Annotated in this window: 12 protein-coding genes; 9 read left to right on the forward strand and 3 right to left on the reverse strand. The window is 73.6% G+C overall.

The features are described from left to right. Nucleotides 1–343 precede the first annotated feature (343 nt). Both gcl and ACFXPX_RS25595 read left to right on the forward strand, forming a co-directional pair. Nucleotides 344–2,125: a glyoxylate carboligase gene (gene gcl, locus ACFXPX_RS25590; protein ID WP_380643455.1), complete on the forward strand. Its 1,782-nt coding sequence runs from the start codon at nt 344–346 to the stop codon at nt 2,123–2,125. Nucleotides 2,126–2,273: 148 nt separating this feature from the next. Then, nucleotides 2,274–2,762, forward strand: coding sequence for a glutathione peroxidase (locus ACFXPX_RS25595; RefSeq protein ID WP_380530817.1), 489 nt, complete (start codon nt 2,274–2,276; stop codon nt 2,760–2,762). A 46-nt stretch (nt 2,763–2,808) separates the two neighbouring features. Here the strand turns inward: ACFXPX_RS25595 and ACFXPX_RS25600 are convergent, their stop codons facing one another. Beyond that, on the reverse strand, nt 2,809–3,744 hold the full coding sequence (locus ACFXPX_RS25600) for a LysR family transcriptional regulator (RefSeq protein ID WP_380643457.1): 936 nt from the start codon (nt 3,742–3,744) through the stop codon (nt 2,809–2,811). Nucleotides 3,745–3,840: 96 nt separating this feature from the next. Between ACFXPX_RS25600 and ACFXPX_RS25605 the strand changes: the two genes are divergently transcribed. The 4 genes from ACFXPX_RS25605 (at nt 3,841) to ACFXPX_RS25620 (ending at nt 7,917) form a co-directional block, all read left to right on the forward strand. Continuing rightward, nucleotides 3,841–4,545, forward strand: a complete 705-nt coding sequence (locus ACFXPX_RS25605; RefSeq protein ID WP_380530811.1) for a succinate dehydrogenase cytochrome b subunit — start codon at nt 3,841–3,843, stop codon at nt 4,543–4,545. Between the two features lie 11 nt (nt 4,546–4,556). After that, the gene (locus tag ACFXPX_RS25610) at nt 4,557–6,503 is read left to right on the forward strand and encodes a fumarate reductase/succinate dehydrogenase flavoprotein subunit (RefSeq protein WP_380530830.1); all 1,947 of its coding nucleotides are present in this window, start codon (nt 4,557–4,559) and stop codon (nt 6,501–6,503) included. Continuing rightward, nucleotides 6,500–7,237: a succinate dehydrogenase/fumarate reductase iron-sulfur subunit gene (locus tag ACFXPX_RS25615; protein WP_380643459.1), complete on the forward strand. Its 738-nt coding sequence runs from the start codon at nt 6,500–6,502 to the stop codon at nt 7,235–7,237. Before ACFXPX_RS25610 ends, ACFXPX_RS25615 begins: the two co-directional genes overlap by 4 nt. A gap of 368 nt (nt 7,238–7,605) precedes the next feature. Continuing rightward, complete coding sequence (locus ACFXPX_RS25620; protein ID WP_380643461.1) at nt 7,606–7,917, forward strand: hypothetical protein; 312 nt, start codon at nt 7,606–7,608, stop codon at nt 7,915–7,917. A 173-nt stretch (nt 7,918–8,090) separates the two neighbouring features. Here ACFXPX_RS25620 and ACFXPX_RS25625 read toward each other — a convergent pair whose 3' ends face one another. Beyond that, nucleotides 8,091–9,029 (reverse strand): DUF2797 domain-containing protein, encoded by a 939-nt coding sequence (locus tag ACFXPX_RS25625; protein WP_380643463.1) that lies wholly within the window; start codon nt 9,027–9,029, stop codon nt 8,091–8,093. Nucleotides 9,030–9,118: 89 nt separating this feature from the next. On the opposite strand from ACFXPX_RS25625, the gene ACFXPX_RS25630 reads away from it, so the two are divergent. Beyond that, nucleotides 9,119–9,751 (forward strand): maleylpyruvate isomerase N-terminal domain-containing protein, encoded by a 633-nt coding sequence (locus ACFXPX_RS25630; protein ID WP_380643465.1) that lies wholly within the window; start codon nt 9,119–9,121, stop codon nt 9,749–9,751. Nucleotides 9,752–9,784: 33 nt separating this feature from the next. Here the strand turns inward: ACFXPX_RS25630 and ACFXPX_RS25635 are convergent, their stop codons facing one another. Beyond that, nucleotides 9,785–9,967 (reverse strand): hypothetical protein, encoded by a 183-nt coding sequence (locus tag ACFXPX_RS25635; RefSeq protein WP_380643467.1) that lies wholly within the window; start codon nt 9,965–9,967, stop codon nt 9,785–9,787. A 296-nt stretch (nt 9,968–10,263) separates the two neighbouring features. On the opposite strand from ACFXPX_RS25635, the gene ACFXPX_RS25640 reads away from it, so the two are divergent. Together ACFXPX_RS25640 and ACFXPX_RS25645 are read left to right on the forward strand one after the other, a co-directional pair. Next, a complete protein-coding gene (locus tag ACFXPX_RS25640; RefSeq protein ID WP_380643469.1) occupies nt 10,264–12,519 on the forward strand; it encodes a restriction endonuclease in 2,256 nt (751 codons plus the stop codon). 205 nt (nt 12,520–12,724) lie between these two features. After that, a partial coding sequence (locus ACFXPX_RS25645) for an ATP-binding cassette domain-containing protein (protein ID WP_380643471.1) occupies nt 12,725–12,986 on the forward strand: 262 nt, incomplete at its 3' end.

The raw sequence follows: 12,986 nt of genomic DNA on the forward strand, positions 1-12,986 counted from the left end.
CCACTCCGGGCCGCGACCAGGCTAGGCCCTGCCCGGTCGATCGTGCCGGAGGGACCGTCGGACGACGGTCGGCAGCGGCGGTTCGACGGCGAGCGGGGCGCCGGCGTGGGCGCGGGCGGGGCGCCGGCGCGGAGCCTCCGCTTCCCCGGGCACACCAGCGCGAGAGCTGTGCACTCGTCCGAACGACTCCCCCGTGTCGACTTCCACATTCTGTTGAAGTCCCCTTGACGCCCCGCCGGGCCCGACCCTACCGTGTTTCCACATACAGAAACCGTTCTTCCGTATGGTGGAATTCAGGAGATGAGCCCTCCGAGCCACTGCGGGCCGACGCAGGAGAGACCCGATGCCTCGTATGACAGCCGCCCGCGCGGCCGTGGAGATCCTCAAGCTCGAAGGCGTCGACGTCGCCTTCGGTGTCCCGGGTGCCGCCATCAACCCCTTCTACGCCGCCCTCAAGGCCTCCGGCGGGATCAGGCACACCCTGGCCCGGCACGTCGAGGGCGCCTCGCACATGGCCGAGGGCTACACCCGTGCCAAGGCCGGCAACATCGGCGTGTGCATCGGCACCTCGGGCCCGGCCGGCACTGACATGATCACCGGCCTGTACTCGGCGATCGCCGACTCCATCCCGATCCTGTGCATCACCGGCCAGGCCCCGGTCGCCCGCCTCCACAAGGAGGACTTCCAGGCCGTCGACATCGCCTCGATCGCCAAGCCGGTCACCAAGGCCGCCACCACCGTCCTGGAGGCCGCGCAGGTCCCCGGCGTGTTCCAGCAGGCCTTCCACCTGATGCGCTCCGGCCGCCCCGGCCCGGTCCTGATCGACCTGCCGATCGACGTCCAGCTGACCGAGATCGACTTCGACCCGGAGGCCTACCAGCCGCTGCCGGTCTACAAGCCGGCCGCCAACCGGATCCAGATCGAGAAGGCCATCGCGCTGCTCCAGGAGTCCGAGCGCCCGCTGATCGTGGCCGGCGGCGGCGTCATCAACGCCGACGCGGCCGACCTGCTGCTGGAGTTCGCCGAGCTGACCGGCGTCCCGGTCGTCCCGACCCTGATGGGCTGGGGCATCGTCCCGGACGACCACGAGCTGAACGCCGGCATGGTCGGCCTGCAGACCTCGCACCGCTACGGCAACGAGAACTTCCTCGCCTCCGACTTCGTCCTCGGCATCGGCAACCGCTGGGCCAACCGCCACACCGGCGGCCTGGACGTCTACACCGCGGGCCGCACGTTCGTCCACGTCGACGTCGAGCCCACCCAGATCGGCAAGATCTTCGCCCCCACCCTCGGCATCGCCTCCGACGCCAAGGCCGCGCTGGAGCTGTTCGTCCAGGTCGCCGAGGAGCTCAAGGCCGCCGGCACCCTCAAGGACCGCAGCACCTGGGCCGCCTCCACCCAGGAGCGCAAGGCCCAGCTCCAGCGCCGCACCCACTTCGACAACGTGCCGCTCAAGCCGCAGCGCGTCTACGAGGAGATGAACCGGGCCTTCGGACCGGAGACCCGCTACGTCACCACCATCGGCCTGTCCCAGATCGCCGGCGCGCAGATGCTGCACGTCTACAAGCCGCGGCACTGGATCAACTGCGGCCAGGCCGGGCCGCTGGGCTGGACCATCCCGGCCGCGCTGGGCGTCGCCACCGCCGACCCCGAGGGCCAGATCGTCGCGCTCTCCGGCGACTACGACTTCCAGTTCATGGTCGAGGAGCTGGCGGTCGGCGCCCAGCACCGGATCCCGTACGTCCACGTCCTGGTGAACAACTCCTACCTCGGCCTGATCCGCCAGGCGCAGCGGGGCTTCGACATCGACTTCCAGGTCAAGCTGGAGTTCGAGAACATCAACGCGCCGGAGCTGGGCGTCTACGGCGTCGACCACGTCAAGGTCGCCGAGGGCCTGGGCTGCAAGGCGATCCGGGTCACCGAGCCGGAGGGCCTGCTGCCGGCCTTCGAGGAGGCCAAGAAGCTGGCCGCCGAGTTCCGCGTCCCGGTCGTGGTCGAGGCGATCCTGGAGCGGGTCACCAACATCTCGATGTCCGCCGCCGACATCGACAAGGTCAACGAGTTCGAGGAGCTGGCCACGCTCCCCGAGCACGCGCCGACCGCGATCAAGCCGCTGGCGCTCTGAGAACACCGCCCGGCGGGGGCGTACGAGCCGCTCCGTACGCCCCTGCCAGGCGGAACACCGGCGGGGCCGGCGCGGTTGAGCTGTCCGGGGCCGCTAGCGTGTGCCCGGGCGAGACCCCCGCTGCCGACCTGCCGAAAGGACCACCACCGTGAGCCTGTACGACATCCCGCTGCACACCCTGTCCGGCGAGCCCGCCTCGCTGGGCGACTTCAAGGGCAAGGCGCTGCTGATCGTCAACGTCGCGTCCAAGTGCGGGCTGACCCCGCAGTACACCGGCCTGGAGAACCTCCAGAAGCGGTACGCCGAGCGCGGGTTCACCGTGCTGGGCTTCCCGTGCAACCAGTTCGCCGGGCAGGAGCCGGGCAGCGCCGAGTCCATCCAGAGCTTCTGCTCCACCACCTACGGCGTGACCTTCCCGCTGTTCGAGAAGATCGACGTCAACGGCGACGACCGGCACCCGCTCTACCAGCAGCTGACCCAGGTCGCCGACGCCGAGGGCGCGGCCGGTGACGTCAGCTGGAACTTCGAGAAGTTCCTGATCTCGCCGGACGGCACCGTGGCCGCCCGGATCCGGCCGCGGACCGAGCCGGAGTCGGCCGAGCTGATCGCCGCGATCGAGGCCGTGCTGCCGGCCTGACGCCGCCCGTCCAGGACAAGGGCCGCCTCCGGGCGGCCCTTTCCCTTTACAGCAACAGCCTTGTGCCGGGCGGGAGTTCGCCCGCCCGGGCGGCCTCGCACAGGTGCTCCAGCAGGGTGGCGCGCAGGGCCTCGGCGGCCCGGGTCAGCGGCACCTCGTGGCCGTGCGCGACGGCGATGGTGCGGCCCAGCCCCGGCCCCGCGAAGGGTGTGACGGCCAGCCCCGAGCGGGCCGCCACCATCCCGGGCACCACGGCGGGCCCCAGCCCGGCCCGGACGAAGCCCAGCACCGCGTCCATCTCGCCGCCCTCGACCGCGAACTCCGGCTCGAAGCCCGCCGCCCGGCAGGCCGCCAGGGCCGCCTCCCGCACGTCGTAGCCCTCCCGGAACATCACCAGCGGCCGCCCGTCCAGCTCGGCCACCCGCACGGTGCGCCGGGGGCGCCGCCCGCCGCCCGGCGGCTCGGCCGAGACCAGCACCAGCGCCTCGTGCAGCAGCTCGGTGACGGCCAGGGCGGGCGCCGCCTCCCCGCTGGTCGGGGTGATGATCAGCGCGAGGTCCAGCTCCCCCGCCGCCAGCCAGCGCACCAGGTCGCGCGAGCCGCCCTCGCGCACCCCGAGCGCGACGCCCGGGTAACGGTCCCGGAACACCCGCAGCACGTCCGGCACCAGGCTGGTGCACAGGCTCGGCGGCGCGCCCAGCCGGACCCGGCCGCGGCGCAGCTGCACCGTCTCCTGGACGGCCAGCCGCGCGCTCTCGGTGTCCGCGAGGATCCGGCGCGCGAGCGGCAGCAGGGCGTCCCCGGCGTCGGTGAGGGCGATGTTGCCCCGGGTACGGTGGAACAGCTCGGCCCCCAACTCCCGTTCCAGCGAACGGATCTGCTGGGAGAGCGAGGGCTGGGCGACATGCTCGGCCTCGGCGGCCCGGGTGAAGTGCCGGGTCTCGGCGACGGCCAGGAAGTAGCGGAGTTGCTGGAGCTGCACACCACCAGGTTAAGCCGCGACGATAGGCCCCGGCTATCGTCACCAGCCGCAGCATGTCTTGGACGCACCCTGGCCGCCGTCCCTACCGTTGCTGCCATGACAACCGCGACTCGGACGGCCCGGCATCCGTCCACCCTGGTGACCCTGTGGCGGTCGACCGTCGGCAAGAAGGCGGTCATGGCCGTCACCGGACTGGCGATGCTGCTGTACCTGGTCGCGCACATGCTGGGCAACCTCAAGGTCTTCTTCGGCCCCGACGACATCAACGGCTACGCGGCCTGGCTGCGCACCATCGGCCAGCCCTTCCTCGGCCACGAGTGGTTCCTGTGGATCGCCCGGGCCGGCCTGGTCGCCGCCGTCGTCCTGCACGGCGTCTCCGCGTACCAGCTCAGCCGCCGGGACCTCGCCGCCCGCCCGAGCAAGTACGTGCACCGGCGCCGCCGGGCCAGCTACGCGACCCGCACCATGCGCTGGGGCGGGGTGATCCTCGGGCTGTTCATCGTGTGGCACATCCTGGACCTCACCACCCTCACCGTGAACCCGGTCGCCGAGCACGGCCACGTCTACCAGAACGTCGTGGGCACCTTCGGCCGCTGGTACAGCGACGTGTTCTACATCCTCGCGGTGGTGGCCCTCGGCTTCCACATCCGCCACGGCTTCTGGAGCGCCGCGCAGACCCTCGGCGCCAACAACGCCCGCCGCGACAAGGCGCTCAAGCTGACGGCCGACGGCCTCGCGCTGGTGCTGACCGCGGGCTTCCTGTCCGTCCCCCTCGCCGTGATGTTCGGAGTGGTGAAGTGAGCAGCGCCGACGTGAACAGCTACCTGGACTACGCGATCGGCGCGCCGGTCGCCGACACCAAGGCCCCCGCCGGACCGATCGAACAGCGCTGGGACCAGCGGCGGTTCGACGCCAAGCTGGTCAACCCGGCGAACCGGCGCAAGCACACCGTGATCGTGGTCGGCACCGGCCTGGCCGGCGGCGCGGCCGGCGCCACCCTCGCCGAACAGGGCTACCACGTCGTCCAGTTCTGCTTCCAGGACTCCCCGCGCCGCGCCCACTCGATCGCCGCCCAGGGCGGCATCAACGCGGCCAAGAACTACCGCAACGACGGCGACTCCGTCCGCCGGCTGTTCTACGACACCGTCAAGGGCGGCGACTTCCGCGCCCGCGAGTCCAACGTGCACCGGCTCGCCCAGGTGTCGGTGGAGATCATCGACCAGTGCGTGGCCCAGGGCGTGCCCTTCGCCCGCGAGTACGGCGGCCTGCTGGACACCCGCTCCTTCGGCGGCGTGCAGGTCTCCCGCACCTTCTACGCCCGCGGCCAGACCGGCCAGCAACTGCTGCTCGGCGCCTACCAGGCGCTCTCCCGGCAGATCGCCGCCGGGAACGTGGAACTCCACCCGCGCACCGAGATGCTGGACCTGCTGGTGGTCGACGGCCGGGCCCGCGGCATCGTCGCCCGGGACCTGGTCACCGGGGAGATCCGCTCCTACACCGCGGACGCGGTCGTCCTCGCCACCGGCGGCTACGGCAACGTCTTCTACCTCTCCACCAACGCCAAGAACTCCAACACCACCGCCATCTGGCGGGCCCACCGGCGCGGCGCCTACTTCGCCAACCCGTGCTTCACCCAGATCCACCCCACCTGCATCCCGCGCTCCGGCGACCACCAGTCCAAGCTCACCCTGATGAGCGAGTCGCTGCGCAACGACGGCCGGATCTGGGTGCCCAAGGCCGCCGGGGACACCCGCCCGCCCGGGCAGATCCCGGAGGAGGAGCGGGACTACTACCTGGAGCGGATCTACCCCTCCTTCGGCAACCTGGTGCCCCGCGACATCGCCTCCCGGGCCGCCAAGAACGTCTGCGACGAGGGCCGCGGCGTCGGCCCCGGCGGCCAGGGCGTGTACCTGGACTTCGCCGACGCGATCCGCCGGATGGGCCGGGAGGCCGTCGAGGCCAAGTACGGCAACCTCTTCGACATGTACGAGCGGATCACCGCCGAGGACCCGTACCGGGTGCCGATGCGGATCTACCCGGCGATCCACTACACGATGGGCGGGCTCTGGGTCGACTACGACCTGCAGACCAGCGTCCCGGGCCTGTTCGCGATCGGCGAGGCCAACTTCTCCGACCACGGCGCCAACCGGCTCGGCGCCAGCGCGCTGATGCAGGGCCTGGCCGACGGCTACTTCGTGCTGCCGCCCACCCTCAACGACTACCTGGCCCGCAACCCGGTGGCCCCCGTCCCCGCCGACCACCCGGTGCTCACCGAGGTCGAGGCGGAGGTCGAGGACCGGCTCAACCTGATCCTCTCCGTCGACGGCGACCGCACCCCGGACTCCTTCCACCGCGAACTCGGCGAACTGCTCTGGGACGAGTGCGGGATGGCCCGCGACGAGGCCGGGCTCAAGCGCGCCCTGGCCCGGATCCCGCAGCTGCGCGAGGAGTTCTGGCGCCGGATCAAGGTGCCCGGCACCGGCCAGGAGCTCAACCAGTCCCTGGAGAAGGCCAACCGGCTGGTCGACTACTTCGAACTCGCCGAACTCATGTGCCTGGACGCGCTGCACCGCGCCGAGTCCTGCGGCGGCCACTTCCGCACCGAGAGCCAGACCCCCGACGGCGAGGCCGCCCGCCGCGACGAGGACTTCACCTACGCCGCCGCCTGGGAGTTCACCGCCACCGGCGAGGCCCCCGTCCTCCACCGCGAGCACCTCGACTTCGAACACGTCCACCCCACCCAGCGGAGTTACGCATGAACCTCACCCTGCGCATCTGGCGCCAGGCGGGCCCGGACGCACCCGGCTCGATGACCACCTACCAGGTCAGCGGCATCAGCCCGGACATGTCCTTCCTGGAGATGCTCGACACCCTCAACGAGGAACTCATCACCCGCGGCGACCAGCCGGTCGCCTTCGACCACGACTGCCGCGAGGGCATCTGCGGGGCCTGCGGCATGGTCATCAACGGCCAGGCGCACGGCCCCGAGCACACCACCACCTGCCAGTTGCACATGCGGCACTTCCGGGACGGCGACACCATCGACGTCGAACCGTGGCGGGCCTCGGCCTTCCCGGTGGTCAAGGACCTCGTGGTGGACCGCTCCGCCTTCGACCGGATCATCGGCTCCGGCGGCTACATCACCGCCCCCACCGGCAGCGCCCCCGACGCGCACGCCACGCCCGTCCCCAAGGAGGCCGCCGACACCGCCTTCGAGCACGCCGAGTGCATCGGCTGCGGCGCCTGCGTGGCGGCCTGCCCGAACGGCTCGGCGATGCTGTTCACCTCCGCCAAGGTGGTGCACCTCAACGTGCTGCCGCAGGGCGGGCCGGAGCGCTCCGCCCGGGTGCGCAACATGGTCACGGCGATGGACGCCGAGGGCTTCGGCGGCTGCACCAACACCGGCGAGTGCGCCACCGCCTGCCCCAAGGGCATCCCGCTGCCCAGCATCGCGGCGATGAACCGGGAGTTCCTGCGGGCCGCCCGCGGCTGACGCCCCTCGCCTCGACTCCCCTCGGCTCGCCTCGGCTCCCCCAAGACGGTCGGCCCCTCGCTCTGGTGCTCAGGCGAGGGGCCGACGCTGTTCTCCGGGGCGTGCGAGGGGAGTTCGCGCTCCCCGAACGAGTGGTGGAACGCCGCACGCGGTGCTTCCTGGCGGAAAATCGCGCTACGGTGGTGCTCCGCTACGGGAGGACGGCATATGCCCGAGGTTCAGTCCTGCTCCGGCTGCGGCGGGTCCGGGGGGACCCAGAAGACCGAGGCAACGGTCGAACTGGACGAGGAAGGAGGCATGGTGCCCAGCGTTCACACCTTCTGGTCACCCTGCGGTCGGTGCCACGGATCCGGGACGGTGATCGTCGGATGAGGTTGGTCTTCGAGTGCGTCGAGTGCGGTGGGCACTACCTGCCGCCGGAGGGCATGGTCTACCCGGACGGGCCGGCCTCGGCGGTCTGGTGCTCCCCCTGTCAGACGTCCAAGCGCACGGCGGGCCTCCGGGAGGACCCGCTGCTCGCCCGGGTCGCCCTGGCCGCCGCCCGGGCCGCGCTGGCCCGGCGCACCGCCGAGGCCGTCGAGCCGGTCCCGGCCGGGCGCGCCGACGTCCGCCCGTCCCGTCCGCCGCTGTCCCGGCGGGCGCGCTCCGGACCGGGCGGGGTACGCGGCAAGCTGGGCTGAGCAGCTCCTCCGGGCATCCGTCAAGTACCGCTTTCGACACAGCGCTTGCGCCTGCCACGAGCCCACCGGACTGACCCGCGAGCCGGGGGACGTCGCCGCACCCACGCTGGGCCTGGCGATGTCGATGTCGATGAGGATCTCGATGAGGATCCTGCCTCAGGAGGCGCTCGCCCTCAGAACAGCGCCTCCTGGGTGTCCGGCTCCGGCGGGCGGACCCGCTCCTCCAGGACCAGCCCCTCGGAGGCCCGGCCGACCGCCGGCGTGAGCGTCCAGCCGGTCAGCCGTCGGGTGTCCAGCAGCAGCGGGCCGGAGCCGTCCGGCTGGTCCAGGAAGAGGTGCCGCCCCACCGGCGGGCGCAGCGTACCGGCGACCACCGCGCCCGCGGCCAGGCCGGTGACCTCCCGGTAGGTCTCGGGGGCGCCGCCGGCCAAGCCGTAGCGCTCCACGTGGTCCGTCACCGGGCGGTCCGCGAGCAGCTCCACGGCGTGCCCGTCCAGCAGTCGGTGCGCCCGGGCCCGGGCCTCCGTCAGCACGGCGCGGCGGTGCGCGGCGTCGCCGTGCGACCACCAGTGGTCGGTCTTGATCCGGGACTTGAACCGCTCGCGCGCCATGCCCGAGGCGGCGACGGTGAGTTCGGCGCGGCGCACCGCGGGCAGGCCGCCGCGCGCGGTGAACGCGTAGGCCAGCGCGCCCTGTTCCAGCAGCCGGCTGTCGCCGCGCTGCTCGGCGGTCAGGCCGACCTTCAAGAGGCCCTCGCCGAACCAGGCGAGGTAGAGCAGGTAGGTGCGGCCGTCGTCGAGGATCTGGTCCCGGGCGAGGGCCAGGCCGCGGTCCACGCTCTGGCAGGCCGGGCACTGGGTGGCGCTGCCGCCCGGGTCGACCACCGCGTGGTGCGGGCAGGGCGTGCGCTCCGTCGCCCCGGCCAGCCAGGCGCCCACGCAGCGGCGCGGGCCGCCGAGCAGCCAGCCGACCTCCGTACCGGGCGCCACGGCGCGCTCGTGCACCCGGGCGCCGTGCACGGCGCAGAGCAGGGCCCGGCCGTCGTGCCAGCTCAGGCCGGTGGAGACCCAGCCGGCGGGCCGGTCCGGGTGCTGCGGTGCGGGGACCGTCACGGGCATCCCTCCCTGGAAGCTCTTCGAACCCGGCCAGGCTACCCGGCCCCACCGACAATCCCTCGGGACGAGGGCCCTAGCATCCGTCCATGATCGACTCACCGACCCCGGACGACCTCGCCCTCGCCCTCCGCCTCGCCGTGGACGCCCTCTCCGGCGCCCCGGCGGACGCGGACTGGTCCCGGCCCGCCGGTGGCCTCGACTGGAGCTGCTGGGAGACCGTCGAGCACCTGGCCGACGACCTCCTCGCCTACGCGGCCCAGCTCGGCCCGGCCCGACCGCCCCGCGACCGGTACGTGCCCTTCGTGGCGACCCGCCGCGCCCCGGGCGGCCCGAACAACTTCGTCCGCGCCGACCCGGCCGGCGGCGTCCCGGGGCTGCTCGAAGTCCTCGACTCCAGTGGCGGGTTGATGGTCGCGATCGCCCGGGTCGCCCCGCCGCAGGCCCGCGCGTACCACCCCTGGGGCCTCGCCGACCCGAGCGGCTTCGTCGCCATGAGCCTGGTCGAGACCCTGGTCCACCTGCACGACGCCACCCAGGGCCTCGGCCTCCCCTGGGACCCGCCCGCCGACCTCTGCGCCCGCACCCTGGCGCGCCTGTTCCCCGACGTCCCCCGCACCGCCGCCCCCTGGCCCACCCTCCTGTGGGCCACCGGCCGCGCCACCCTCCCCGACCACCCCCGCCGCACCGACTGGCGCTGGTACGCGGAACCGCGCGGCTGACGGGCCGGCGTACGGGCGCGTCGGTCCGACGGCCTACCGGACGGGCGCGTCGACCTGACCGGAGACCGGGCCCCCGGCCGGCACCACGAAGGCGGGGTAGGTGTTGCCCGTGTCCGGGGCCCCCGTCGCGGCGGCCGGCACCGCACCGGCCGCCAGCACGGCGATCCCGACGACGGCGGCCACCGCGGCGGCCCGGACGGCACTGCTGATGCCCATGAACTCTCCCCCTGGATCGGTCTCCTGACGATGATCCGCCCGGCCGCCCCCGCTGTCCACCTCCACGACGCCCACCCGACGAGGCGCCGGACGCCCCCAACGGCCGGGCCCCGCAGGGCTCGGGCCGGTGTCGCCCGTCGGGGCGGCGCGGGCGGGGCGGGTGGGCGGGAGCCGCGCAGGTCGCGGGGGCTTGGCCGGGCGGGGCGTCCACGTTCTATTCTGGCGGGCGCGGTCGGCGGTGGTGCCCGGAGGTGGCGCGCGGCGGCCGGGTCGGTGTGAGTGCGAAGGGGTGGCTGGTGGCGGGGCGGCGGAACAGCGGGGTGCTGGCGGTCTGGGCGGAGGCGCAGCGGCAGCAACAGCGCCGGGAGGAGGCCCGTTGGCGTGCCGAGGCGGCGGAGTTGCGCCGGCACGAGCGGGCCCAGCGGGAGGCGCAGCGGGCGTCCGCCCGGGACGAGCGGGAGGCGCAGCGCGCGTACCAGCAGTCGCGGGAGGCGGAGGTGGCCCGGCGGACGGCGGAGCTGGACGCCCGGGTGGAGGAGTTGCGCGGGCTGCTGGCGGCCGGCCTGGCCGCGCCGGCGTTCGGGCCGCAGGCCCTGCTGGCGCCGCGCCCGGTGCCGCCGTTCGATCCGGGGCCGCTGGGTGTGCCGGTGCCGATGCCGGACCAGGCGTCCGCCGCCTACCACGTGCCGCCGCCGGACGCGGCGCAGGCCCGCAACGCCGGGGTGCGCCGCCAGTACGAGCAGTACCTGGCGCAGGCCCGGGCCCGGTTCGAGCAGGACTGGTACGCCGCGCAGGCCCGGGAGGCGGACCGGCAGTCCCGGCTGGCCGCGTACCACCAGGAGTACCTGGGGTGGGCGGAGGGCTTCCGTCGGCAGGAGGAGGAGCGCGGCGCCGGGACGGAGGAGTTGCTGCGGCGGCTTCGGGCGGGCGAGCCGGAGGCCGTGCAGGAGTACTTCACGGCGGGGCTGTACGCCTCGGCGGCCTGGCCGGAGGGCTTCCCGCACCGGCTGGTGGCGGCCTGGGAGGTGTCGAGCCGTCAGCTGGTGGTGAACTGGGAGCTGCCCGGTCCGGACGTGGTGCCGGCGGCCGGGCGGGTGCGGTACGTGAAGGCGGACGACCGCGAGGCGGAGGTGGCCCGGCCGGCGACCGAGCGCAAGGCGCTGTACCGGGAGGTGCTGGCGCAGTCGGCGCTGCGGTTGGCGGCCGAGCTGTTCCGGGCGGACCGGGACGGGATGCTGGACTCGGTGGTGGTGAACGGCTTCGTGCTGGGGATCGATCCGGCGACGGGCCGGGAGGCCGAGCGCTTCCTGTCCACGCTGACCGCGACCCGGGCCGAGTTCTCGGGGCTGGCGCTGGACCGGGTGGCCCCGGTGGAGTGCTTCCAGGGGTTGGGCGGCAAGCTGTCGGCGCGGCCGGAGCGGCTGGACGAGGTGAAGCCGGACCGGCTGCCGGAGTCGGTGGGCGGGAGCCTGGCCGGGCACTTCGGCGAGGAGGACCCGGACCTCTTCGAGATGGATCCGCTGGACTTCGAGGACCTGATCGCCGAGTTGTTCCGGCTGCGCGGCTTCCGGGTGATGACGACGGCCCGCAGCGGTGACGTCGGGGTGGACGTGGTCGCCGAGGACCTGGACCCGGTGACCGGCGGCAAGATCGTGATCCAGGCGAAGCGGTACCGGAAGACCGTCCCGCCGACGGCCGTGCGCGACCTGGAGTCCACCGTGCGCCACCACGGCGCGATCAAGGGCATCCTGGTGACCACGGCGGGCTTCGGCAAGGGCTCGTACAGCTACATCGAGGGCAAGCCGCTGACCCTGGTGAGCGGCCCGGAGCTGGTAGAGCTGCTGGCCGACCAGGGCCTGCGCGGCCGGCTCGGCGGCGGCGCGGGGGGCCGTGCCGGAAGCGGTGCCGGGAGCGGTGCGGACGCCGGAGCCGGTACGGGCGGTGCGGGCGGCGGAACCGGTACGGGCGGTACGGGCGCCGCAGGCGGGACGGTCGGCGCGGGCGGTGCGGCGGCGGGGCGGCCGGAGCCGGACGCCCCGCAGAGCAGCCTCACGGTGAGCTGGCAGAGCCGGACGGCCGGCGGGGACCCGGTGGAGCTGGACGTCACGGCGTTCCTGTGCGCCCGCGGCCGGGTGCTGAGCGACGAGCACTTCGTGTTCTTCAACAACCCCCAGGACCCGGACGGCGCCGTCCGGCTGCACCCCACCCACTCGGTGCCGGGCGAGCCGGCCCGGGCGGCCCGGCTGAGCCTGGACCTGCACCGGCTGCCGGCCGCCGTGGACGAGGTGGTGCTGGCGGTGTCCACCGAGGAGGAGGAGCACCCGGCGCTGCCGCTCGGTTACGTGTACGGGCTGGCCGTCGCGGCGGAGTACGGCCCGGGGGCGGGCGGTCCGGCGAAGTGGCCGGGGGCGAACGGCGGCGTGCCGGACTCGGCGATGCTGCTCGGGAGCTTCCGACGGGCGTCCGCGGGCTGGCAGTTCGAGCCCTCGGCGCGGGCGGTGACGAACGGTCTGACGGGGCTGGCGACGGCCTTCGGCGTCGCGGTGGAGTGACGGGCCGGGACTTTGGTCCCGGCCCGACCGGTCGGCGGTTCCCGGGACTTGGGCCCTCAGGGACGCGTCATACCTGAGGAGGAGAACGCCCCCGCCGCACCGCCGGGTCGGCGGGGTCCGACCGTCCGATGGGCATACGAATCGGGCGCGAACCGCTTGGGAGGATGGATCGGTAGGAAAATCCGATTCGTTCCCAGGAGTCCACGTGTCCTTCCCCGCAACCGCCGTCCGTACCGGCCTGGCGGCCGCCCGCGCCACCGGCCTGAACAAGGTCTACGGGGAGGGGGAGACCCGGGTCGTCGCCCTGGACAACGTCAGCGTCACCTTCCCCCAGGGCGAGTACACCGCCATCATGGGCCCCTCCGGCTCCGGCAAGTCCACCCTCATGCACTGCATGGCCGGCCTGGACACCGTCTCCTCCGGCTCCACCACCATCGGCGACACCGAACTCGTCGGCCTCAAGGACA

It is taken from the genome of Kitasatospora sp. NPDC059146, from assembly GCF_042786665.1.
GTDB lineage: Bacteria > Actinomycetota > Actinomycetes > Streptomycetales > Streptomycetaceae > Kitasatospora.

Excerpts from the sequence above, each read along its gene's own strand:
- ACFXPX_RS25630 (WP_380643465.1), top strand. The coding sequence starts at position 9,119 with ATGATCGACTCACCGACCCCGGACGACCTCGCCCTCGCCCTCCGCCTC.
- ACFXPX_RS25615 (WP_380643459.1), top strand. The coding sequence starts at position 6,500 with ATGAACCTCACCCTGCGCATCTGGCGCCAGGCGGGCCCGGACGCACCC.
- ACFXPX_RS25635 (WP_380643467.1), bottom strand. The coding sequence starts at position 9,967 with ATGGGCATCAGCAGTGCCGTCCGGGCCGCCGCGGTGGCCGCCGTCGTC.
- gcl (WP_380643455.1), top strand. The coding sequence starts at position 344 with ATGCCTCGTATGACAGCCGCCCGCGCGGCCGTGGAGATCCTCAAGCTC.
- ACFXPX_RS25620 (WP_380643461.1), top strand. The coding sequence starts at position 7,606 with ATGAGGTTGGTCTTCGAGTGCGTCGAGTGCGGTGGGCACTACCTGCCG.
- ACFXPX_RS25605 (WP_380530811.1), top strand. The coding sequence starts at position 3,841 with ATGACAACCGCGACTCGGACGGCCCGGCATCCGTCCACCCTGGTGACC.